This window comes from Lysinibacillus sp. GW823-FHT02G10 (assembly GCF_058797135.1).
In genome coordinates, this window is sequence record NZ_JBXAJI010000001.1 from 1,688,280 (window position 1) to 1,710,599 (window position 22,320).

At 38.2% G+C, this 22,320-nt stretch carries 24 protein-coding genes; 3 read left to right on the forward strand and 21 right to left on the reverse strand.

What is annotated here, in order from left to right:
• Nucleotides 1-6: 6 nt before the first annotated feature.
• From AC1RFD_RS08825 to AC1RFD_RS08880, 12 genes are all read right to left on the reverse strand, one after another.
• On the reverse strand, nt 7-1,194 hold the full coding sequence (locus AC1RFD_RS08825) for a hypothetical protein (protein WP_115673345.1): 1,188 nt from the start codon (nt 1,192-1,194) through the stop codon (nt 7-9).
• Nucleotides 1,195-1,418: 224 nt separating this feature from the next.
• Complete coding sequence (locus AC1RFD_RS08830) at nt 1,419-1,733, reverse strand: DUF3784 domain-containing protein (RefSeq protein ID WP_054549218.1); 315 nt, start codon at nt 1,731-1,733, stop codon at nt 1,419-1,421.
• Between the two features lie 11 nt (nt 1,734-1,744).
• The gene (locus tag AC1RFD_RS08835; protein WP_115673346.1) at nt 1,745-3,028 is read right to left on the reverse strand and encodes an alpha/beta hydrolase; all 1,284 of its coding nucleotides are present in this window, start codon (nt 3,026-3,028) and stop codon (nt 1,745-1,747) included.
• 13 nt (nt 3,029-3,041) lie between these two features.
• A complete protein-coding gene (locus AC1RFD_RS08840) occupies nt 3,042-4,121 on the reverse strand; it encodes a DUF1648 domain-containing protein (protein ID WP_054549217.1) in 1,080 nt (359 codons plus the stop codon).
• A gap of 7 nt (nt 4,122-4,128) precedes the next feature.
• The gene (locus AC1RFD_RS08845) at nt 4,129-4,506 is read right to left on the reverse strand and encodes a GntR family transcriptional regulator (RefSeq protein WP_054549216.1); all 378 of its coding nucleotides are present in this window, start codon (nt 4,504-4,506) and stop codon (nt 4,129-4,131) included.
• A gap of 539 nt (nt 4,507-5,045) precedes the next feature.
• A complete protein-coding gene (locus AC1RFD_RS08850) occupies nt 5,046-5,423 on the reverse strand; it encodes a carboxymuconolactone decarboxylase family protein (protein WP_112118372.1) in 378 nt (125 codons plus the stop codon).
• Between the two features lie 202 nt (nt 5,424-5,625).
• Nucleotides 5,626-7,005, reverse strand: coding sequence for an argininosuccinate lyase (gene argH / locus AC1RFD_RS08855; RefSeq protein WP_305192908.1), 1,380 nt, complete (start codon nt 7,003-7,005; stop codon nt 5,626-5,628).
• A gap of 81 nt (nt 7,006-7,086) precedes the next feature.
• Nucleotides 7,087-8,280: an argininosuccinate synthase gene (locus tag AC1RFD_RS08860; RefSeq protein WP_004231366.1), complete on the reverse strand. Its 1,194-nt coding sequence runs from the start codon at nt 8,278-8,280 to the stop codon at nt 7,087-7,089.
• 287 nt (nt 8,281-8,567) lie between these two features.
• Nucleotides 8,568-9,374: a CPBP family intramembrane glutamic endopeptidase gene (locus tag AC1RFD_RS08865; RefSeq protein WP_492474839.1), complete on the reverse strand. Its 807-nt coding sequence runs from the start codon at nt 9,372-9,374 to the stop codon at nt 8,568-8,570.
• Between the two features lie 74 nt (nt 9,375-9,448).
• On the reverse strand, nt 9,449-10,243 hold the full coding sequence (locus tag AC1RFD_RS08870) for a MerR family transcriptional regulator (RefSeq protein ID WP_004231362.1): 795 nt from the start codon (nt 10,241-10,243) through the stop codon (nt 9,449-9,451).
• Nucleotides 10,244-10,352: 109 nt separating this feature from the next.
• Nucleotides 10,353-11,108: an SDR family NAD(P)-dependent oxidoreductase gene (locus AC1RFD_RS08875; RefSeq protein WP_048392368.1), complete on the reverse strand. Its 756-nt coding sequence runs from the start codon at nt 11,106-11,108 to the stop codon at nt 10,353-10,355.
• Nucleotides 11,109-11,116: 8 nt separating this feature from the next.
• Entirely contained in the window at nt 11,117-12,106 is a 990-nt protein-coding gene (locus AC1RFD_RS08880; protein ID WP_492474840.1) for an MBL fold metallo-hydrolase, read from the reverse strand.
• Between the two features lie 347 nt (nt 12,107-12,453).
• Between AC1RFD_RS08880 and proC the strand changes: the two genes are divergently transcribed.
• Nucleotides 12,454-13,257 (forward strand): pyrroline-5-carboxylate reductase, encoded by an 804-nt coding sequence (gene proC / locus AC1RFD_RS08885; RefSeq protein WP_004231357.1) that lies wholly within the window; start codon nt 12,454-12,456, stop codon nt 13,255-13,257.
• 48 nt (nt 13,258-13,305) lie between these two features.
• Nucleotides 13,306-14,316: an NADPH dehydrogenase NamA gene (gene namA / locus AC1RFD_RS08890; protein ID WP_048392367.1), complete on the forward strand. Its 1,011-nt coding sequence runs from the start codon at nt 13,306-13,308 to the stop codon at nt 14,314-14,316.
• Between the two features lie 49 nt (nt 14,317-14,365).
• Here the strand turns inward: namA and AC1RFD_RS08895 are convergent, their stop codons facing one another.
• Nucleotides 14,366-14,644: a YuzB family protein gene (locus tag AC1RFD_RS08895; protein ID WP_492474841.1), complete on the reverse strand. Its 279-nt coding sequence runs from the start codon at nt 14,642-14,644 to the stop codon at nt 14,366-14,368.
• 379 nt (nt 14,645-15,023) lie between these two features.
• Nucleotides 15,024-15,239, reverse strand: a complete 216-nt coding sequence (locus AC1RFD_RS08900) for a DUF3955 domain-containing protein (RefSeq protein WP_054549210.1) — start codon at nt 15,237-15,239, stop codon at nt 15,024-15,026.
• A 224-nt stretch (nt 15,240-15,463) separates the two neighbouring features.
• Here AC1RFD_RS08900 and AC1RFD_RS08905 point away from each other — a divergent pair, with 224 nt between their 5' ends.
• Nucleotides 15,464-15,907: a hypothetical protein gene (locus AC1RFD_RS08905; protein WP_004231350.1), complete on the forward strand. Its 444-nt coding sequence runs from the start codon at nt 15,464-15,466 to the stop codon at nt 15,905-15,907.
• A gap of 86 nt (nt 15,908-15,993) precedes the next feature.
• Here the strand turns inward: AC1RFD_RS08905 and AC1RFD_RS08910 are convergent, their stop codons facing one another.
• The 7 genes from AC1RFD_RS08910 to AC1RFD_RS08940 all read right to left on the reverse strand — a co-directional run bounded on the left by AC1RFD_RS08910 (nt 15,994) and on the right by AC1RFD_RS08940 (nt 22,309).
• Complete coding sequence (locus tag AC1RFD_RS08910) at nt 15,994-16,668, reverse strand: serine/threonine protein kinase (RefSeq protein WP_421927275.1); 675 nt, start codon at nt 16,666-16,668, stop codon at nt 15,994-15,996.
• Between the two features lie 356 nt (nt 16,669-17,024).
• A complete protein-coding gene (locus AC1RFD_RS08915) occupies nt 17,025-17,591 on the reverse strand; it encodes an NADPH-dependent FMN reductase (protein ID WP_328024916.1) in 567 nt (188 codons plus the stop codon).
• A 13-nt stretch (nt 17,592-17,604) separates the two neighbouring features.
• Nucleotides 17,605-18,660 (reverse strand): LLM class flavin-dependent oxidoreductase, encoded by a 1,056-nt coding sequence (locus AC1RFD_RS08920; protein ID WP_036218710.1) that lies wholly within the window; start codon nt 18,658-18,660, stop codon nt 17,605-17,607.
• A 16-nt stretch (nt 18,661-18,676) separates the two neighbouring features.
• Nucleotides 18,677-19,618 (reverse strand): ring-cleaving dioxygenase, encoded by a 942-nt coding sequence (locus tag AC1RFD_RS08925; RefSeq protein ID WP_492474842.1) that lies wholly within the window; start codon nt 19,616-19,618, stop codon nt 18,677-18,679.
• A 58-nt stretch (nt 19,619-19,676) separates the two neighbouring features.
• Entirely contained in the window at nt 19,677-20,120 is a 444-nt protein-coding gene (locus AC1RFD_RS08930) for a MarR family winged helix-turn-helix transcriptional regulator (RefSeq protein ID WP_048392361.1), read from the reverse strand.
• 100 nt (nt 20,121-20,220) lie between these two features.
• Nucleotides 20,221-20,841 carry a sporulation-specific diadenylate cyclase CdaS gene (cdaS, locus tag AC1RFD_RS08935; protein WP_054549207.1) on the reverse strand — a complete coding sequence of 207 codons (621 nt, stop codon included), beginning with the start codon at nt 20,839-20,841 and terminating at the stop codon, nt 20,221-20,223.
• A gap of 88 nt (nt 20,842-20,929) precedes the next feature.
• The gene (locus AC1RFD_RS08940; protein WP_492474843.1) at nt 20,930-22,309 is read right to left on the reverse strand and encodes an MDR family MFS transporter; all 1,380 of its coding nucleotides are present in this window, start codon (nt 22,307-22,309) and stop codon (nt 20,930-20,932) included.
• Between the last annotated feature and the right edge of the window lie 11 nt (nt 22,310-22,320).

Consider the following 22,320-nt stretch of genomic DNA (forward strand, 5'->3'; position numbering starts at 1 on the left):
CCTTCTTTATAGCCAATTGACAAAAATACCCGCTAAAATCACAGATGTTATCGTTACACTAATGAAACCTCCCACAAGCATCGGTGGTAACATATGACTTAACAGCATTTCTCGTTCTTTTTGATCGGCTGTGGACGATTTCACTACTTCATTCGTTAAAATATAATCTGCTGGGAACCCATAGAGCGCTGTTAAGGATACAGCAAACGCTAAATTCGGGCTGACCTTTAAAACTTTTCCTGCGATGAAAGAGAAAATATACATACCAATGACTGCTAAGACAATAGACACTACTAATGGCACAATAATACGCATCAGCATTTCAGGGGAAGCCTGTTTTAAGCCATCAAATATAAAGAGCATTAACCCCATAATGGCAAAACCGAAGCCATTTGCTTTTTGCAATGGTTGTCTTTCTAAAAAACCAAATGTCGATGCAAGGACACCAAACACTAGGCATAGCACTAACGCATTGACTGTCACAACAGGTGCTAATGCTGTAGATGTACCATACGCTAATAATCCAACAAGCGCTAAACGGAAAAATTTAAAGTATTCTGTATTGTACTTGGTAGGAATTTTACTAAATAATTTTGGTTGCTCAGATGCCTGTTCAACATCTTCCTCTACCTGTGTTACCGATTGTATATTCCCTTGCTGATGTTCTTTTAATAAACGTTTTGCTTCACGCTTCAATACAATGGACGTGATGGGATATCCTGCAAAACCTTGAATAACATAAATTACAATGGCAAAGACGGCTAAATCCTCTAAGCCAGCTGCAGAAGCGCCTTCTGACATCACTAGCGCTGCCACAACACCACCGACTAATGGTGGAACTGCAACAATCATCGTTTTTAAATCAAATAGCAAGGCACCAATTGTAAATAATATGGCGATGATGCCTACAATACCAGCTAAAGAAATAACGATGGCTTTCCACTGGTTTTTCAATTCCTTAAGGGACAGAAGTGTACCCATATTCGTAATTAATAAATACATTAACATCGTGGCAACGACTGGACCAATCCCGGCAATACTAACAATATCTTTCGGGAAGAATGTCCAATAGCCAATTAAAAATAATACCGCACAGACGAACACAGATGGAATCCACGCCTTCGTTCTTGTTGCTACGATATCTCCGATGTAAAGAATAGCAAGTACTATCGTCAGTGCTAACATTTGCGACATATCAAAGAATTCTCCTAACTTAGTAATTTTTTAATGTCATCTATAATAATACTAATTATTCTTAAAATTCTATTTTTACAGAAAAGAAGAAAAACAGCGCATGAACGAGCATATTCGTGACACTAAAATTACGGTTTTCCAAATATTTAGATTTTAAAGAATTTTCATAAAGCGCTTACAAAAAAATAGAACCATTATAAAATGGTTCTACTTTTTCTTACATGCTATTTTTTGAAACGATTACCTGTGTTCGCATAGATCAATAAAAATATCGTAAGGGCGACAAAAAGTACAAGACCTACATGAAATAACCATTGTGTATGGAAAAATTCGTTTAGTATCCATAAAAGTACACAAAAACAGTAGCCATACATCATTTTTCCCATAAATCTTGCCAGTGCCTTTTCATCATATTGTTCTTTATCTTCCTGTGCCATCGTATGAAAGCCTTCAAGTAGAAAAGCTCCTTTACCTTGCGATAGAACAATGGCGAAGATGAGAAACGGCAGCATGATTATTAAATAGACAAGTACTCCCAAGGTTAATCATCCTACTTTTCATTTTTAATAAATTGCTCAATTGCTGGTAGTAATTCTTCATGCAGTGGCAGCGAAGGGTCTGCATAGGTTGCTAAGTTTTTGGCGCGATCTGCCGGTGCCTTTTTCAATACGTGATTCATACCCGCTAGATAAAGTAATTTTGAGTCTTGTTTGCCTTTCTTCAATGCCTCAGCATCGGCTTCCTTCACTTGTAAATCCGTTGTTCCTTGTACTAGCAATACACGGCTTTTTACTTTTGCAAGCTCATTAGCAGGTTGATATTTTAGCAAGGAAATCAGGAAAGGCTGTACAGATGGACGGAAAAGGGCCTGTAGCTCTGGCGAAATATTTTTCACTTGCTCACCTTGCTTTAAAGCTGTCAAAATATTCGTGGATTCATTAAAAAGCTTTGGTGCTAATTGACCTTTTAATTGCTCTAAAAGCACTTCATCTAACGATCTACCTGCACCGGCAATGGAGACAAAGGATGCTACGCCTGTCTTTTGAGCCGCGAGCAAACCAATGAGTGAGCCTTCGCTATGACCAATCACATGGACACTTGTGTAGGCTTTATCAGCCATCAATGTTTGGATAATTTGTACAGCATCATCAACGTATTGGTCAAACGTTCCATCCTCTTCCTTTGTTAAGAGCGCTTGATTGTCACCAAGTCCTCGCTTATCATAACGCACCGTCGCAATGCCCTGTTGTGCTAAACCTTCGGCCAACATTTTCAAGCTATTATTTTTTCCAGCCAAAGCCGAATTACCATCTTTATCAGTTGGCCCCGATCCTGCTATTATCAGTGCCACTGGTGATGGAGATGGAGAAGCCTTTTGTACAGCTACCGTTAAGTTACCGTTTTGAACGGGAATTTTTAATGTGTCATAGGTAACAGGTTGCTCTTTATAAGCCTTTAGTATTAAAGGAAATTTCCCACCATTTTGTTGAAATGTAGCCTCTATTTGTTCATTTTTGATTGTGCCATTAATGGCAATAGCAGAGCCGTTTAAATTTATGGACACTTTTACTTTATCACCTGTATACGTCACACTTTGAAATGGAAAATTAGATAAGCCCTGTGCTGGCACGGATAATGTACCACTTTCCTTCTTTAAATCGATAATAAGCGGTAATGGTCCATTTGGCGTTTCAATAGTTCCTTCCCATTTTCCAATAAACTGTTCATTCATTGCATTTGTCCCCTTTGATCCTTGATGTTGTGCAGTGACCTCTTTTTGCCCACAGGCAGCTAAAAGTAAAATTGTACAGCAAATCAATAACCATTTTTTCATCTAATCTTCCTTTCTATATGAAAATCACCAATAAAATTGGCAGTAACGTAATCGCTATTAAGATGTAACACCATTTGTTCGCGAAATTTACAGTCCAACCAATCCCGAACTTTTTAGGCACTAATAAGGATGGATCATTTTTATTGCAATAAAAAATACCCCATTTCCAGTATTGATCATCTGTGGCAGCTGTTTCATTTGTATGTACCTCATCAAAACGTTCATTACTTTTACTGAGCTTCCAAATGAACACTAGTAAACCACCCAACGTAACGACATTAAAGACAAGAAAAAGTGGGAAGAAGTAGGGAGCGGTTTGGTCTTGTAAAATAACAGTTGTATAGTGTAAAACAACAAATAGAATTGTCATACTAAAATTAATGGCTGCCAGGTACCAGCTTCCGTATTTACGCTGAGTTAACTCCCGATGAATGGATGCTTCTTTGGCCTGTGCACTTAATTGAATTTTGGCACTTTTCATGCCTTGACTCATCATGAAAAAACTAATTTGTATTGCCAATAATATAAGTGGCATACTGATGACTGAAAGCCGCGATTTTTGAGTCCAACCATCGACCTCTCCTGCCCCATTCCAATGTGTTGCGAAAACCTCAGGGATTGACTCATAGTTCATGTACGTAAAAGCGATTAATGCAAGTGTGATGATAATGGGTACACTAAAAAATATAGGTGATAATGTTTCCTCTTTCTGACGGATAGACAAATCTGTCACATATACTGTTTTTATTTGTGCCTCCCACTGCTCCTGCACCTTTAATTTTTTCGTTTTAGCATGATAACTCATGTAAAGACCTGATGATAAAAGGAGCATGACATACAAAAGGATAAAGGAAATTAAAGATACCTTCTCCTCTTGTATAGGTGAAAGATAGAGAGCGATTTGACCTACTAAGAATAAGCCAGCAATCCCTGCGATGATTTGGCTATAATGCTTCTTCCACAGCTTTAATTGTGGATGTTTGACATATGGTTCGGGTATGGAAACACCAAAAACAAGTGTTTTTCTTGTTAAATGTGGTGTCATCATTTCCATAATTCCGACAATGATAAAGATGCCTACAATTATAAGCATACTACCCCTACTTCCATTGTTTTAAAATTCGCTGGAACAAACTTGTCATTTGCTCTTTCTCGAGGCCACGCGCAAAAGCCTCCGCCATGATAGGCTTCAAGGCATTTTCGACTTTTTCAACCTCCGTTTCTTCCAGCGCTCTCTTTTGACCACCAATAATGACCGCTTTTGCTTTCGGCTTCAATTCAATTAAGCCCTTCTCTTCAAGCTCATGATAACTTTTACTGACCGTGCTAACATTGATGCCTAGATCTGTAGCCATCGAACGTACAGACGGTAAAGTATCACCATTTTTCAGCTCACCTTGCGCAATGCATTCTATTATTTGATTGGCCAATTGTTTATATAGCTGCAATTCACTGTTTGGATCTAATTGTATTTGCATAATAACCCTCCAATCTGTATTGCTTGTAACCAAACAGAAATCTGTTATGTATAGAGTAATACAGATTTTCTTTAATGTCAAATGAAGGAATTTTTTATGGTGTTGAGTAGAGGTTTTTTCACAATAAGAGCGGGAGCCTTCCCTTAGTAGTGCTTTGAACTTCATTTAGAGCGGGTTCTCCTTCCTTATGAGCGCTTTAAATTTCATTTAGAGCGGATCTTGAGTACTTTAGACCCCAAATAAGAAACAAAAAGGACCCAGAATAATTCTGGATCCATGGACACTTATTGCTTCTATTTGATTTTTAACTGATATGGTTTACACTTCTTCTTAATCTATAGCAAAACAGAATGTTCTGTTTCACCTTTAGGCTTAAGATTTATGAAGCTTCAACCTTCAACAGTTGTGGCGGACTTTCCTGAGATTCTTGGTCTTTGGGTGTTTGACTATTACTACTCATTCTGCATCCTCCCCATCAGATCAGATTAATAAGTGGTTCCTCTCTTATTATGAACCTTCTTCTATTTTTTATACATGCTTTAGCTTTTTTCTGCAAAGACTTGTTGGGCTATCGTTAAAGCATTTTGCACTCTTGGAAAACCGATGTAGGGTGCTAATTGTAAAAGTGCCTCGACCACTTCTGTCTGTGTCAAGCCTGCATGTAATCCACGCTGAATATGCGTTTTGGTTTGTGGTGCAGCACCTTGTGTAACTACCGCTGTTATCACGACGAGTGCTCGACTCTTTGCATCCAGCCCAGGCCGTGCATAGACATCACCGTAAGCAAATTCAATAATCATTTTGCGTAAATCGGGTGCTATATCGGCTAATGCATCTGATTCAATCATCCGTGCTGCTTCTTCTTCTGTCACATATTGTTTAATTGTTTCGAGCCCCTTTGTAAAACGTTCATTCATTTCTTCATCCCTCCTACATTTACTTATACAAAAACCCCAATTCCGCGTCTCCAGAATTGGGGATTGTCCTTCACATATGTAAGGTTCTCTTCTTCACGTCACCCTCTGGCTCAGTGAAAAAGGATAAAGGTTTTCATAGTGCCTCACAGGACAGCTTTAATGAATATCTATGCAAAAAGTCACAAGGACATGCACGCAAAAATTAAATGGCTACAAGACAGGCTTTCGCTTTTTCAATTTGGATTTTTACTTGTTCAAAGCCAGTACCACCTAAGGAATGGCGGCGGCGAACAGCAGCTTCTGGCGCTAGTACATCATAAATATCCGCTTCAATTAACGTACTTTCTTGCTGCATTTCTTCCAATGGCAAGTCTAATAAATAAATGCCCTTTTGAATACATGTAAAGACAAGCTTACCAGTCACCTCATGTGCCTCACGGAATGGCATCCCCTTTGTAGCAAGGTAATCTGCTAGCTCCGTTGCATTTGAAAAATCAGCGTGAACAGCCTGATGTAAGCGTTCCGTGTTGACAGTCATTGTACGAACCATACCTTCAAAGATTTTAAGGGAACCAAGAATCGTATGAACAGTGTCAAACATCCCCTCTTTGTCCTCCTGCATATCTTTGTTATATGTTAATGGTGTGCCTTTTAACACCGTTAATAAGCCCATTAGATTCCCATAAACACGCCCTGTTTTACCACGAATAAGCTCTGCCATATCTGGGTTTTTCTTTTGTGGCATAATCGAAGAACCTGTTGAGAAGGCATCATCCAGTTCGATAAATTTAAATTCATCTGTAGACCAGATAATAATTTCCTCAGCAAAGCGTGATAAATGCGCCATAAGTAAGGAGGAATGACTTAAAAATTCCACGATAAAATCACGATCACTTACAGCATCCATGGAGTTTGCGTAAACCTCGCTAAACCCTAATAACTCTGCTGATTTTAAACGGTCAATCGGGAAAGTTGTCCCTGCCATTGCCCCAGCACCTAAAGGTAAAATATCAATACGTTTTATGGATTCTGTAAAACGTTGTTTATCACGCTCTAGCATCCAAAAATAAGCCATTAAATGGTGTGCAAAGGAGATTGGCTGTGCACGTTGTAGATGCGTATAACCTGGTGCAATCGTTTCAATATGCTCTTGTGCTTTGTCTAATAGTGTTTGTTGGAACGTCACAATTAAATCAATTGCTTCCTGCACACGCTTTTTCAAGAAAAGATGCATATCCGTTGCTACTTGGTCATTTCGGCTACGTCCTGTATGTAGTTTGCCACCGACAGGACCTATTAAATCAATTAACATTTTTTCTAAATTTAAGTGTATATCTTCATTGGCAACGCTAAATTCAAGCTCACCTGCGATTGCCTTATCTTTTAATTGGGCAAGTCCACTTAGTATGGCCTCTACATCAGCTGCTGGTAAAATTCCTGTGGCACCAAGCATTGTGACATGTGCAACACTACCTTCAAGGTCCTCTAGCACAAGTTGCTGGTCAAAGCCAATGGATGCGCCAAATTCGTCTACCCATGCTTCTGCTGATTTTTGGAAACGTCCACCCCAAAGTTTTGTCATGTCAGCTCACCTTTTCCTCGATTACTTATCAAAAGGTGTAGTAAAAGCACAAATGCCTCACCACACCTTGCTTGTTCAACATTACTTTTTATTCACAGATGAGTTCACTACAGTTGGTAGACCCCATAACTCGATAAAGCCTACAGCGGAAGCATGATTGAATTGATCTTCCTTCGAGTATGTTGCTAGCTTTTCACTGTATAATGAATTTGGTGATTTACGTCCTTCTACAATCGCATGTCCTTTAAATAGTTTCACACGTACTGTACCATTCACATATTGTTGTGTTTGCGCAAGGAATGCTTCCAGAGCATCACGTAATGGTGAGAACCATAGACCGTCGTAAATTAATTCGGATAGTTTTTTCTCGATTACTGGCTTGAAGTGTGCTAATTCTTTTACAAGCGTTAAGTCCTCAAGCTCTTTATGCGCTGTTAACAGCACTTTTGCACCTGGAATTTCATAAACCTCACGAGATTTAATACCAACTAAACGATTTTCAACGTGATCGATACGTCCTACACCATGAGCACCTGCTACTGCATTTAATTCTTGAATTAAATCAGCAAGCTTCATTTCTTTTCCGTTTAATGCTACTGGTTTACCAGCTACAAACTCGATTTCCACATACTCTGCTTCATTCGGTGCATTTTCAACAGAAACAGTTAAGCCATAAGCTTCTTCTGGTGGTGACACCCATGGGTCTTCCATGATGCCAGCTTCATTCGCACGGCCCCATAGGTTTTGGTCGATTGAGAATGGTGAATCCAATGTTGCAGGAATCGGTACATTATGCTTCATTGCATATTCGATTTCCTCATCACGGCTCCAGCCCCACTCACGTACTGGTGCTAATACCTCTAAATCTGGATTTAATGCTTTAATCGATACTTCAAAACGAACTTGGTCATTCCCTTTACCTGTGCAACCATGCGCAACAGCATCTGCGCCTACTTGATTAGCAATCTCTACTAGTTTTTTCGAGATAAGTGGACGGGAAAGTGCTGATACTAATGGATACTTTTGCTCATACCAAGTATGTGCTTGTAAAGAAATTAATGCATACCCTTCAGCAAATTCGTCTTTCGCATCCACCATATAAGATTCAATCGCTCCTACTTGAAGAGCTTTATTTTTTACGAATTCAAGATCTTTCCCTTCGCCAACGTCAAGACATACTGCAATTACGTCCCAACCTTGTTCTTTTAACCATGGAATTGCTACCGAAGTATCAAGTCCACCTGAATAAGCTAATACTACTTTTTTATTTGCCATTAAAAATGCGCCTCCATTGCTCTATCGATATGTATGTTTATACATTCATTTAAAAGTTTATACACGAATAGTATCATGTTATAAAAATAAATACAAGTGTATTTTTATAAATTCATAGACTTTTATTTTTATTGTCAAAAGTAAGTCGTTCCTTGTATAAGGTTGACAAGAAATCCATGGCAATTCACTCGAAAAAACGTTTTTTTACTATATATATAAATGTATACTATATAAATTTAGCAACGGACGAAAAAAAGAATCCATGATACAAACTGGATTCTTTCTAGTTACTTGGCTGATTGTATCTTATACAATACTTTTTTAGGATTAATCAAAATAAGTAGAACGGCCACCGCCGAATATAAAATGGCATTATACATAATTAAATCAATTAGGTTTCCATTAATGGAGCCGATAAAAAAATTAAAGAGCTGATGAATAATAATAGGAATGATTAAATTCTGATTGATCGTATAAAATACTGTCATGATGATGGTTGTAGCTATAATCGTTAACATAAAGAAGAAGCTATATTTGATCAAATCCATTCCCATAAACCCTGTTGTAAGCCATATCGGTAAATGCCACATTCCCCACCAAAAGCCTATGATAATTGAAGCTATTAATGGCGAATACTTCTTTTGCAGCTCCAGCAGTGCAAAGCCCCTCCATCCTAACTCCTCACCCAGTGGTCCTGACAAAAGCGTTTTAAAAAAATAAAAACTGAGCATGCCCCATGAAGACAGCGTAAAAATAGAGGTTTCTTCATAATTATTCATGATATGAAACAAAATCATGATAAAGATAGCTGTTTGTATCATCACGATTAAAACAATTACTGAAAGTGACAATTTGTTTTTGAATTTTTGTTTGACAAAGTGTATAAAACGTTGCCCAGGATAGATTCTTGGAAATAGTAACGCAAAGGCAAAGGTGGATGACCAAGCCGATAGACAGCGTACGGTATCAAATAGCCAAGTAGGATAGCCTAATAGCTTGACGGCTCCTACAACACAGAAAAGTGGCCAAAAAATAATATTGGTTAAAATAATAAAGCTTGCTACTGGTTTTTTTAATTTCTTTTTTCTACGCAAGTAGATCCCCCATTTCATCTGAATATCTTCAGCATAAACCTAGGGGTTGCTCACAGGTCAAACCCATTTTGCCTTTATTTTATCGGTACATACATTTCTAAAAAAATACGTTCAAGCCCTTCTTCATAAGTGGTAAGCAATAAGTTGATATAAACAAGCCCTAAAAGCTCATAGCCATTTTCCTTAGCTACTTTTCTTATACTAGCCTCTACTTTATTGTCTGTATTTTTGCCACCTGTTGACCAGCGCCCATCTTCAATAACTGTATAAAGACATTTGGGATGCGCTAAAACTTCACCTTTAATTGGATGATCGCTATTTTCTACTTTCCTGACAACCATAAATTTATTTTCGAGCATTCCGCTATCATCGAATCTAATAACTCTTCTTAAAGAAGTAAGAATTACCGCTTTTTTTATACTGTCTGCATTTTCTTTTAGCGAATCATATTCATCATAGGCTGTATAATGATCTATTACGCCCATTATTTCTAATGGTTTCATTTCCTTTATAGTATACGTGCCTAGATATTGGCTAATTTTTTGACAATCCTCTTTTACAAGCTGGAGCTTTTTTAATTGTAGCTTTTTATAAGCTATTTCCTCTAACATTACTTGTTCTTTTTCTACTAACAATGATTGGATGCCCTCTATACTCTTGCCTTTTCTCAATTCCTGAATCTTTTTGATTTCAAAATCAATTTCTCTATAAAAATTGATTGTTGTGATATCGTATATATCAAAATGATTGTATGTTCTATACCCATTTTCACTATTTTGCTGGGGCTTTACTAACCCCTTTTCTTCATAAAATTTTAAGGTATCTCTAGAAACTCCTAGAAATTTTGCAACTTGACCAATTGTATACATCTATGTCTCCTTTTCAACTCTTTCTTTTTACTACTATAGCTACAATTATATGTAAATATGAAAAAACCGTAGACATGCACGTGAAGCATGTTTACAGTTTCAAACGTTGTTATTTCTTATGGAAAAATGATTTGCCTAGCCATTCAATGGTTGCAGGGGCTAATGCATACAATTTACTCGACAATCCCATAATTCTAGGTAGATTAATCTCACGAACAGGACGATCAATCGTTTTCACTGTCTCTTGAGCTACTTCCTCCGCTGACAATAAAAAGCGCCCTAAGGATTCTCGGTAGCCACTTGTATCATTGGCTTTATCTAAAAATGGTGTATCAATGGGACCAGGATGGATGGCTGTCACTTTTACATTGTACGGAGCTAATTCCATACGCAATCCATTGGTAAAACCGACAATAGCATGTTTCGTCGCAGCATAGACACTCGCTTTTGGTGTGGCCACCTTCCCAGCCTGAGAACCAATGAATATTAAATGGCCCTGTTTGCGCTCTATCATCTTAGAGGCTAATCGTTTGGCAAGATAAATGGGTACGCTAACATTTAATTCGATCATTTGCGCAATATCCTCATCCTGTAAAGCAGGGGCTACAGCAAACTTCCCTACACCTGCTGAAAGAATCGCTACATCAATCGGTGGTAGCTGCGCACAAACATCATCAAGTGTATGTAGATTGGTTAAATCCGCTTGGATCACTTGAGCACCTAAACGCTCTAGCACCTTTAGTGCAACGGCATTGCGACCTGTGGCATAAACAATATGCCCTTGAGCTACTAGTAATTCAGTGATTTTTAAGCCAACCCCACTTGTAGCTCCTGTCACAAAGATTGTTTTGTTAGGATGTTTCATGTATAAACCTACTTCCTTTGAAATAAAAAGATACCTGCTTCTGTCTTTGTTGACGTAATATACTCATTGGCCTCTAGGTAATCTAAATGACCAAGTGTTTTAGATAAAGTTAAACCAAGCTGATGCTGGAAGATAGCCGGATACAAGCGTTTTGTTACTTGGACAACTGTTAATTGATCATCGCCTAATAATTCAAAAACCTTCATTGATTGTTGGTGCTGTCGCTCTAATCGTTTATCAATTAACAACGGAATATCCTCTAGCTCTGCTCCATGCCCTGTATGCATCATTTTGACAGGTAATTGACGTAGAATTTCAAGGGATGCATTATATTGTAGTAAAGATTTTGTACGTCCTACAGTACGATCCAATGGTGGCTCTATTAATGGATTGGGTGTTATTTTTTCAAGCAATAAATCTCCACCAATCACATGATGAGTTTTTTCATCCCAAAAAATAAAGTGACTTTGTGCGTGACCTAATGTTTCGATTGCCTTTAATCCTGAATGCCCAGGAACTTCATCTCCATCTGCCAAAATTTGCGTTAATGGTCGTTCCCCTACAAGCTCCAATTCACGACGAACATGGACACTTTTTGCAATATATTCTTGTGGTACCCCATGCTCCAATAAACGTTCACTGTAAAATTGTTCATGATAGCGTAAAAAGTCTTCATCATGACGAAGCCATTTGTCATTATAGGCATGCCCTAAAATTTCTGCATATGGAAAAGCATCGACCCATCCCGCATGATCTGGATGATGATGGGTTAACACAACCTGTTCAATATCTTGCATGTCAAAGCCTGCTGCTCGAATCCCCCATTTTAAAGCATCATAGGCTTCCATTGTTTTTGGGCCAACATCAAAAATGCTAAGTGCATCGCCTTTTACAATAAATGCATTGACATCTCCTACTGCATAGGGTGTTGGTATTTCTATTTTGTATATAGACAAAGTTGTCTCCCCCTTTTCACGCACTTGTGAATACTGATTCATTCTATTTTACAAGTTTTTTCTGTTTTCGTCATCCTCCTGTTGACAGGTTGCCTATTCCTCACTATAATTTTGAATAATCTAATTATTTATGTGCGTTGAAGAAGACGAGTACGTATCTGGTGAAGGTGTTAGAGAGTGTTACATTTGCTGAGAGTAACATCACCCGCTCCCATTACCGAACCTACTTCTGAGCAGTTATGCAAACATAACCGTTTCCCTTGCGATAAGAGGGCTAAGAGTTGTGCCAACAATTGGCAAACAAAGGTGGTACCGCGGAAACGAGAGCGTTTTCGTCCTTCTAGATAAGGACGAGAGCGCTTTTTTATTTTGAACTGGAGGTTTTGTTCATGAAAAAAATTTTATTTATCGGTGCAGGCTCAATGGCGGAAGCATTGATGCAAGGCTGGATTAAACAAAAGGTGTTCACACCACAGGAAATTTACGTCACCAATCGCTCAGACAAGGAACGCTTACATTTCCTACATGAAACATATGGTGTCCATTGTGTGTTTGATCCTGCGATTTTTCAACAGGCAGATCTGATTATCTTAGCGATGAAGCCGAAAGATGCTATTGCTGCTATGTGTGATTTAAAGCCTAAACTTACGGCACACACTGCTGTACTATCTATTTTAGCAGGCATTGCGATTGATACAATTACAGAATTTTTAGGGAGTCGCCCAGTAGCAAGGGTGATGCCGAATACTTCCGCTACAATCGGCATGTCAGCAAGTGGCATTGCATTCAATAACGAGGTATCTGCAGACCAGCGTATCCTATTCCTCCAGTTATTAGAGGCTGTTGGCTCCGTTATTGAAGTCGATGAAGATCAGTTACATGCAGTCACAGCCCTTTCAGGTAGCGGCCCTGCCTATATCTATTATTTAATGGAAGCTTTTGAACGAGTAGGGACGAAGGTAGGCTTATCGAAAGATACGGTGCGCTTGCTAATGACTCAAACACTTGCGGGGACAGCTGAGATGCTCAAGCAGTCATTAGATGAACCAGATGTCTTACGCAAAAAGGTGACGAGTCCTGGTGGCACGACGGAGGCAGGGATACAGGCATTAGAACAATATCAATTTAATGAAGCCATCGAAGCTTGCATTAAAGAAGCGGAGGCACGATCTCGTTCACTTGCAAATGGGTAGCATTATGTGCAAAATAGAGTGTATCACTAGGAATTAGGAGGCTTTATTTTGAGTAAATTATTCGAACCCTATACATTGCAATCTATCACCTTAAAAAACCGTGTTGTGATGGCACCTATGTGCATGTACTCAGCACAAGACGATGGCATGGTAACGCCCTTTCATTTCGTCCATTATGCAACACGTGCAGCTGGTCAAGTAGGCTTAATCATTTTAGAAGCTACTGGTGTTGTGCCAGAAGGTCGTATCTCAAATAAGGATTTAGGGATTTGGGATGATGCACATATTGAAGGATTAAGTCAATTAGTTGAGGGGATGAAAGCGTACGGCGCTAAAACAGGCATCCAGCTTGCACATGCTGGTCGCAAAGCAACAGTAGATGGCGAAATTTTTGCTCCATCAGCTATTGCCTTTAGTTCAGACTATAAAACACCAACAGAAATGACAGAAGAGGACATTCACTATGTCATCGAGGCATTTAAACAAGCAGCTATTCGTGCCGCAAAGGCTGGCTTTGATGTACTAGAAATTCATGGCGCACATGGCTATTTAATTAGCGAGTTTTTATCACCTGCTACGAATAAACGTCAAGATCAATATGGGGGCTCACAGGAAAATCGATATCGCATTCTACGTCAAGTCATCGATGCTGTTCGCAGTGTATGGGATGGTCCTTTATTGGTACGTGTCTCTGCGGAAGATTATGCGGAAGATGGTACAACAATGGATGACTTTATTGTTTTTAGCCGCTGGATGAAATCTCAAGGTGTTGATTTAGTTGATGTGTCAACAGGGGGCGTTGTACCAGCAGCCATCAATGTCTTTCCAGGCTATCAGGTACCACATGCAGAAGCGATAAAGCATGGGGCTGATATTCCTACTGGTGCAGTTGGTCTTATTACCACAGCCATTCAAGCCGAAGAGATACTCCAAAATAATCGTGCAGATTTAATATTCTTAGCGCGTGTTTTATTACGAGACCCTTACTGGGCACTACATGCAGCTAAAGAGCTAGGAGAAGACGTGCAGCCTCCCGTACAATACGTCCGTGGTTGGTAATTACATTTCCATCAAAAAACAGCTTGTGCTCCAGCAAGCTGTTTTTTCATTAGAAAAGTGGATTTTGTTTTAATTCTTCATCAATAGCCTGTACCAATGTCTCCGCGTCATCTGCTGTCACAACTTCCCCATTTACTATCGCAAAAATACCTTGCTCACAGATTTCACAATGGGATGTACAACCAGATTCCTCTATCTCAATATCTTCTCGTTCTACTAATACATCATACACATCTGCCGCACCAAGTGCTAAATTAGTGATACAAAACTCCACTCTATTTTTTAGCTGCTGTGGTTCCTTCTTTTTTTTAAAAAGAGAAAATACCATGTTTATTGACCCCCTACTCTCTAAAAATAATCATACCACAATTCCATAAACTTCATGCAAACTGTAGCGTTAAGCAAAATGATTATCATAAAATACTATTAATCTTTCAGCTCAATCAACATAAGTTTTTCTTATGAAATTAATGTACAACCATTAAACGAAGATGACTGCCTTGAAAAAAGGTAGTTACAAACTTATCATGCAAAACCTTCAAGTACAATTTTGCAGTCAACTAAAATAGCTATTTATGTTGTTCAATCAAATCATCAGTCTACTCCATACATCGTGTAAACAAAACTCCCACACAAATGTAGTGCTTTTATTAAGTAAATATTAAAAATAACCAAGTCTCTTATGTATGACCTGGTTGTTTTATCTATTATTTAACGTATTGTGTCTTTTTAATAACCGAATTTAACGCCACCCCTACTACACATATAAATCCAATAACTAACAATAAAAATCCTATTGGAATAAGAAAGAATGGTTCTTCTAATGTACCATCAGGTGCTACATTACTCCCTTTCACCATAAAGATTAAAAAACTAAGTACGCCTAATATGATTGGCATTAATGCAAAAATATATTTTTTCATAACTTTTTCTTCTCTCCTAAATATTTTTATGTTTAATTCCTACACTGCAGCTTTCTACAACTCGCTGTAACAATCATAAATCCAAAATATATTCTAAGTCAATCATTTTTTATTGATAAACAATAAATTTTTATTCTAATTCAACCAATCTCAAAATTGACATTTTGAAATTCTAACTATAAAATGACCATAATCTCGAGTGATAATATGGAAGGGTGATTTGTATGAACTATGAAGATTTAATGCAATGGAAAGGTTATTTGTTTTTAGATAATATAGTAGAGCCAGGGACAAACTCTTTGAGAGTTTCTATTTCTAGAGCTTCCGTCAGCGCCGAAAGCGAGGATATAAGTTTTGAGGAATATACTATAAATGATGTCTATCCTATTGAAATTGATAAGACATTACCGGTCATACATATAGAATTCGATTCATATGTAGCCTATACTGTTTTTGACGAATCATTTCATTTTGTCAATCAAGAAGATGATTTCTTGGGTAACTCAGTACGTCTTTTTACAAAATCAACTTATTTAGATTTTATAAGTAAAGGAACTATAGCTCTCGATATCTATTCCTACAAGGAGCTATTCCATTATCAGATTGTTTGTTTAGACCATATTATTGATATTGTCTCATTCGATAAACCCACTATTATAAGCGAATAAGTAGTTTTTAAAACAGTCAATGAAATCTTGTTGTCTGTTTTCTTTATTTCTATTAAAGCATCTCGTAAAAGGTAGCTCCCGTAAGTTCAATTATTTTTTAATAGAAACTTTAAAATATTTTTTGTAAACTCTTCGTATGAAGTATTCTTTCCACGCTGGTTATACCACTTTCGTATTGTTTCTACTAACCAAAACGGCACAGAATTTCCATCAATTAAATGATAGTATTGCTCATATCCTTTTTTTAAATGCTCCCATCGATGATCATTACCCTGTAGTGTGTACTCAGAGACATCAATTATTTTTGCCCTTCCATTCTGTAGCAAAATATTTTTCAAATGAATATCACGAGGGTTAAGGCCCTTCTTCCGAACATATTCTCTTGCATCCTCTACTTCATTTATAACCTGTTTTGGAATGTGAATACCTTGTAGAATGCAATCAAAAAGCGTTTTTCCTTCTTCGTAACTTAAAACAAGGTATTCTTCATGTGAAGCAAAGCATGTTGAAAAGAAAGGTGAATCTCCAAGTATTTGATACACATTTGCTTCAACTTTTACTTTGTGCACTTTGTCTTTGGCATATAGTTTAAATGCATACGCTGGGGCGGAAAGAGCTTGAAAAACAGCCGCATCTGTCCCAACACCTATACATTTCAAATCATCAGCTTCACCATTTATGGTAACAGGCTCGTTATTTGGATTTGAAAAAACGTTTATTTTAGAAAGAGAACCTATAGCTTTATCCCAATCGTTTTCCATTTCCATCTCTCCCATCATTTGCATTGAAGTATACTACACTATCTAATTACTTTAGTAGGGATTCTATATCGCCCCTAACAATATTCAAATCTCAAGTTTCCTACACACACTCTTTAATTTTAAAACGTTGGGAACTACTAGAAGTTTCTATATCCATTTCTCCATATGGAAAGTATACGGCTTTGTTAGCTACAGAAGAACCAGTTCTATCCTCTATTTACCCTTAACCACCTTTATTAAAAACTCAAAGTGATTTGGGTTTTATTTTTATCATGATTGTCACGAACTTATAGCTAGCCTTGACACAAAAAGAAACGCTGTGTCAGACTACTTCACAGCGTTTCTTCTATTAATCTTTAAAAATCATATTCAGCATCTTTTTTGGCTCGAATTTCTGCAAAAGCCTCTGTAACCATCACGGTATCCTCCGCTAACCGTTCTAAACGAAAAAGGACATCATCATTGACAATTTCTTTACGTAAAAAATCCTTTTCTTCTATAAATACATAGGTCGGTACGATGTGCGCTTTCATATAAGCAAGGATCGGCTTTAGTTGCTGTTCCACCATTAAATAATGCTTGGATGTACCTGCTGTAACAATAACACTGACGACTTTATCGCGGAAGGCATTGACAGGTAAAAGGTCAAAGATGTTTTTTAATGTAGCTGGTATAGATGCTTGGAATGTTGGCGTCCCAATAACGATTGCATCTGCAGCCATAATGGTTTCCGTCACATATTTTGTATCGCCTTCATAGTCAAAGTAATTACGTCCATCACTAAAAACTAGCTGATAGTCAGCAAGATCTAGTAATGTTACTTCATGCTGTGGGTATTTTTCTTGTAACATCTCGACCATTTTTTGCGTAGCTGTTCTTGTTTTTGAGCCGACAATAGAACCCGCAAGTGCGACAATTTTCATAATGAGCCACTCCTTATTTTGCTGTGTGTTTTTTTATCGCTGGAATTATATCATTACCAATGATTTCAATATTTTTCATCAATTTTTCGAATGGTACGCCACCAAAATCGATTTGTGCCATAAAGCGTTGCATGCCATATAGTTCGTATTGATAAAGTAGTTTTTCAATAATTTGCTCTTTACTGCCCACCATTAAAGCATCACGTGTATCAGGCGCTTGTGCAAATTGTTGCTTTGGATAGCCCCCACCACGAATAGCTTGGAAACCACCGTTTAAATGTGGATACATGCCCTGTAATGCCTCTTTTGTTGTGTCTGCTACATAAAACAAGCTTGTTGTGGCAATAGGTAATTCATTTGGGTCAAAGCCTTTGCGCTCTGCCGCTTCGCGATAGGCATCCACTGATGGTTTAAAGTTGATAGCAGGTCCACCTAATGTTGTAAGCATCATCGGAATGCCCATATAACCTGCTTTAATGGCGCTGGCAGGTGGTCCACCCACCGCACGCCATATTGGCAACGAGCCGTTTTTTGGCTGCGGTAAAATCTGTGCATGGTGGAGAGGTGCTCTAAATTGCCCTTCCCAAGTCACAAGCTCCTCGTCATTGATTTTCATAAGAAGCTCTAATTTTTCCTCAAAGATTTCTTCATAATCTTGTAAATCAACACCTAATAAGTGATAGGCACCTACACGTGAACCACGTCCCGCTACAATTTCTGCACGACCATCTGATAATAAATCAATTGTGGCAAAATCCTCATATACTCGTACAGGGTCTGAAACACTTAATACGGTTGCGGAGCTAGACAATTTAATAGTCGAAGTTGCTTGTGCGATAGCACCTAACACGACCGTATGTGCCTGTGTTGTAAAATAAGACTGATGACTTTCACCTATACCAAATACATCAATTCCAGCTTGCTCTGCTAATTGACTTGCCTCGACTAGCTCTTTTAGTCGTTGTTGAGCAGAAATACGCTCGCCCGTTAGTGGATTAGGGATATGATCACCTAAAGAGTACAGTCCGAATTCGAGTCCTTGTGCTTGATCAATACGATATTTTTCCATCATGTGTTATCTCTCCTTATTCAAGCGGTTCTAAAATAGCTTCAATTTCTGAACGTCTCTCTTCTAAAAATGGCGGGAGGTCTAACTCTTTGCCAAGTTCTTCCACTGCTGAATCTACCGTAAACCCTGGCCCATCTGTCGCCATTTCAAATAAAATACCGTTACGATCTCTAAAATATAGACTTTGGAAATAATAACGATCAACCACACCAGTACTATCCAATCCAAGCTCCTTGATTTTGGTATCCCATTGCTGTAATTCTTCAACAGTTGCAACACGTAACGCAAGATGGTGAATACTGCCTTTACCAGGTTTCTCGCTTGGTCCTTCTAATTCTTTGACAACAATCTCGCCAAGTACTTCCCCTTCTATCGATTGTAGGACCGTTTCTTTGTCCTTTTCTGCAATAACTGTATAGTGAAATAAATCTTGTAATAAATTGACCGTTCTTGGTAAATATCGCACAGTGATTTCAATAGTCCCCATGCCTAAAATACGATGTTCCTGCGGTATATCATTTCCATCCCATGGTTGCCATTGAGCAGGCGTTTCTTGTCCTTGGTGGTTTAACAATACCATCCGTAAACCTTCATGATCTTCAAAAAATAAAGCCTCTTTGCCTGCATAAGTAGTGATATCGCTATGTTTAACCTCTAGCTGCTGAAAGCGTTCTTTCCAATATAGTAGGCTTTCGAAGCTAGGTACAAGTAAGCCAATACGTGTAATAGCATTCGTCCCTCGCACTGTACGTCCTGCAACAGGCATTTCAAAAAATGTTAATTCTGTACCTGCTGCTCCTGTTAAGTCTCCATAAAATAAGTGATACATGGAAGGTGAGTCTTGATTCACCGTTTTTTTCACACGTCGTAACCCTAAAATAGTTGTGTAGAAATGATTATTCTGTTTACCATTTTTCGTTAGCATTGATATATGATGGTGTCCGCTTAATTTGTTCATCCTAATTGTTCCTCCTCATCATTTTCACTTGACTAAGCAAGTGATTTTACAAAAAAAATTACACGGGCGGCAATTTTTTTTCTCGGCTATGTTTTTCAAGCTTTGTCATCGCAATATATAAAGATTTAATTTCTTCAGCTGATAATACTTCTTCAAAAAACGAAGACTGGAAGTGAAGTTGACTAGGTGTTGCTGCATCAATCATTTGCTCCCCTTTTGATGTCAATGAGATGGTTTTCGTCTTCCAATTTTGTTTACGCTCGATTAGTCCCTCTTTTTCTAGTCGGGCAAGCATGCGAGACATGCCACCTTGTGTTACAGTTACTTTTTCTGCTAATTGAGACTGTGTAATCGGGGCATATGTTTTAATCTGGATTAACACATCAAATTGTGCTGTCGTTAAGTCGAAACGTTTTAAAAATTCATTCGATAACTGATTACTTTGCGTTGTAAAGCGCATCATCCGAATCCACGTTAAGGTGCCTAGTGTATGATTTCTCATGACTTCACCCTCCCTTCAGTTATCACTTTACCACGCAAGTGATACTTCCGCAAGAAAAATATCTTGAATTCAAGATATTTTTTAAACATAGGGAGACCCCCTATATGATGCCAGGTGTTGTAACAGGATATAAATTGCCCTTAAGAGCAAAAGAAATTCTACCCGTTTCTTCTGATACAACCATTACAAGTGCATCACTTTGCTCACTCAATCCCAGCGCTGCACGATGTCTTGTTCCTAATTTCTTTTCCCCTGTATACCGCTCTGACAATGGCAGTACATTGGCAGCTGACTCAATTTGATTTTGATGGACAAGTACCGCTCCATCGTGAAGGGGATTACCAGGGAAGAAAATAGATTCTAATAAAGAATGGGTTAAATCTGCACCAATATGAATACCAGGCTGAATTAAATTCTCTAAAGCATCCTGTCTTTGAATAACAATTAAACCACCATGCCTTCTCAAAGACATATTTTGCACACTATGTGATAGCTCTGGATACTTTTCAGTAAACGGGGAAAGATAACAATTTAAATAGAACGTCGCAGCTTTCATTTCAATTGTCATAAACTTCTCTTTAATTTTCTCAAAATTACCGAGGAGACAATTTGCATCTGTATCCATTTCCTGCACACTCTGCTGTAAGGACATGATCACTTCGAGAAGCTCATCTTTTAAAGTTTCTTTCATTGGTGAAAAATCACAATTTGTTGGATCCACAAAAAGCACCTCTTTTCTAAAATCGTGAAGCCTCTTCTCCCCTTAGTTTCTCTATTTAGGCTATTTTTATGCGTATTAGAAATTGAGGTTAATGAGTACTTGGCCCTTTCCTTACATATAGAGACAATAGTAGTCCAATGCTACTTAAAATCGTTGTGGCAATAAAAGCAGTTCGAATACCATTTAGCATCGCATCAGCTTCTCCCAACTCATGTTGTAAAGTAGTCACAGTACTCATGATGGTTACAAGTAATGCCGTCACTAATGCACCCCCAACCATACGCAATGTGCTAGTCATTGCTGTTGCATGGGCCATTAAATGTGTAGGTAACGCATTCATGCCAGCCGTTGTTAGGGGCATCATAATCATTGAAATCCCAAAGGAAATCATCGTAAACACCCCTGCCAGTAGCAAAAGGTTCGTATTCATTGATATCATTATAAGCAGACTTGTTCCAATAAAAATACATGTGAATCCTACTAGTGCTAAGCCCTTTCCTCCAACTTTATCGAAAATCTTCCCTGTCACTGGAGACATAAAGCCCATCACTAGAGCACCAATTAATAAAACTAATCCTGTTTCAAGTGCAGAAAGTTGACGCACGTTTTGAATATAAAAGGTTAATAGTATTTGTGTACCAATCATAATGGCATAGACCAAACTTGATAAGAAGGTTGTGATAGAGAACATAGTAGATTGAAAGACACGAAATTCAAGCATGGGTTTGGGTAATCGTAGCTGTCGCCTAATAAATAAAGCTAACATCGTCCCACCCATCCCTAATGTGACACCAACCTGCATTGACTGGAAGCCTGCTGTTCCTGCAATACTAAAACCATATAACAAACCTCCCCACCCTAATGAAGAGAACACGATTGAAAGAGCATCTAGCTTTCCCTCTTTTGTAGTCGTTACATTTTTCATAAAAATCGTCGCTACTGTTAACACAATGACCGAAACAGGTAGGACAGTAAAAAATAAATGTCGCCATGTAAGGTGTTCTAAAATCCAGCCAGATAAAGTTGGGCCAACTGCTGGCGCAAAACCTGTTACAAGACCCGCTAGCCCCATAATCGAACCCCGTTTTTCTTTTGGATACATCGTTAATAAAATCGTTTGCATTAACGGCATAATCACCCCTGCTCCAGCTGCTTGAATAATTCTTGCGAGAAGCAAAATTGTAAAAGTTGGTGCAAAGGCACCTAAAAATGTACCGATACTAAATAACGTGAGGGCAACGATTAGCAGCAATCGATTTGAAAAACGACCGATTAGAAATGCTGTAATGGGGATGAGAATTCCATTCGTCAATAAATAAACCGTCGTGAGCCATTGTGCTAAGTTAGCATGAATCTTAAAATCTTCCATAATGGGCGGCATAGCTATGAGTAATAAAGTCTGGTTGAGAATGGACACAAATGCTGCAGATAGTAAAATTGCTACTATAACATTTCTTTTTTCCTTCATGTTTGAATCCC

Excerpts from the sequence above, each read along its gene's own strand:
- AC1RFD_RS08825 (WP_115673345.1), bottom strand. The coding sequence starts at position 1,194 with ATGTCGCAAATGTTAGCACTGACGATAGTACTTGCTATTCTTTACATC.
- AC1RFD_RS08835 (WP_115673346.1), bottom strand. The coding sequence starts at position 3,028 with ATGAAAAAATGGTTATTGATTTGCTGTACAATTTTACTTTTAGCTGCC.
- AC1RFD_RS08840 (WP_054549217.1), bottom strand. The coding sequence starts at position 4,121 with ATGCTTATAATTGTAGGCATCTTTATCATTGTCGGAATTATGGAAATG.
- AC1RFD_RS08845 (WP_054549216.1), bottom strand. The coding sequence starts at position 4,506 with ATGCAAATACAATTAGATCCAAACAGTGAATTGCAGCTATATAAACAA.
- AC1RFD_RS08850 (WP_112118372.1), bottom strand. The coding sequence starts at position 5,423 with ATGAATGAACGTTTTACAAAGGGGCTCGAAACAATTAAACAATATGTG.
- argH (WP_305192908.1), bottom strand. The coding sequence starts at position 7,005 with ATGACAAAACTTTGGGGTGGACGTTTCCAAAAATCAGCAGAAGCATGG.
- AC1RFD_RS08860 (WP_004231366.1), bottom strand. The coding sequence starts at position 8,280 with ATGGCAAATAAAAAAGTAGTATTAGCTTATTCAGGTGGACTTGATACT.
- AC1RFD_RS08870 (WP_004231362.1), bottom strand. The coding sequence starts at position 10,243 with ATGTATACAATTGGTCAAGTTGCAAAATTTCTAGGAGTTTCTAGAGAT.
- AC1RFD_RS08875 (WP_048392368.1), bottom strand. The coding sequence starts at position 11,108 with ATGAAACATCCTAACAAAACAATCTTTGTGACAGGAGCTACAAGTGGG.
- AC1RFD_RS08880 (WP_492474840.1), bottom strand. The coding sequence starts at position 12,106 with ATGAATCAGTATTCACAAGTGCGTGAAAAGGGGGAGACAACTTTGTCT.
- proC (WP_004231357.1), top strand. The coding sequence starts at position 12,454 with ATGAAAAAAATTTTATTTATCGGTGCAGGCTCAATGGCGGAAGCATTG.
- AC1RFD_RS08895 (WP_492474841.1), bottom strand. The coding sequence starts at position 14,644 with ATGGTATTTTCTCTTTTTAAAAAAAAGAAGGAACCACAGCAGCTAAAA.
- AC1RFD_RS08900 (WP_054549210.1), bottom strand. The coding sequence starts at position 15,239 with ATGAAAAAATATATTTTTGCATTAATGCCAATCATATTAGGCGTACTT.
- AC1RFD_RS08905 (WP_004231350.1), top strand. The coding sequence starts at position 15,464 with ATGAACTATGAAGATTTAATGCAATGGAAAGGTTATTTGTTTTTAGAT.
- AC1RFD_RS08910 (WP_421927275.1), bottom strand. The coding sequence starts at position 16,668 with ATGGAAAACGATTGGGATAAAGCTATAGGTTCTCTTTCTAAAATAAAC.
- AC1RFD_RS08915 (WP_328024916.1), bottom strand. The coding sequence starts at position 17,591 with ATGAAAATTGTCGCACTTGCGGGTTCTATTGTCGGCTCAAAAACAAGA.
- AC1RFD_RS08920 (WP_036218710.1), bottom strand. The coding sequence starts at position 18,660 with ATGGAAAAATATCGTATTGATCAAGCACAAGGACTCGAATTCGGACTG.
- AC1RFD_RS08925 (WP_492474842.1), bottom strand. The coding sequence starts at position 19,618 with ATGAACAAATTAAGCGGACACCATCATATATCAATGCTAACGAAAAAT.
- AC1RFD_RS08930 (WP_048392361.1), bottom strand. The coding sequence starts at position 20,120 with ATGAGAAATCATACACTAGGCACCTTAACGTGGATTCGGATGATGCGC.
- AC1RFD_RS08940 (WP_492474843.1), bottom strand. The coding sequence starts at position 22,309 with ATGAAGGAAAAAAGAAATGTTATAGTAGCAATTTTACTATCTGCAGCA.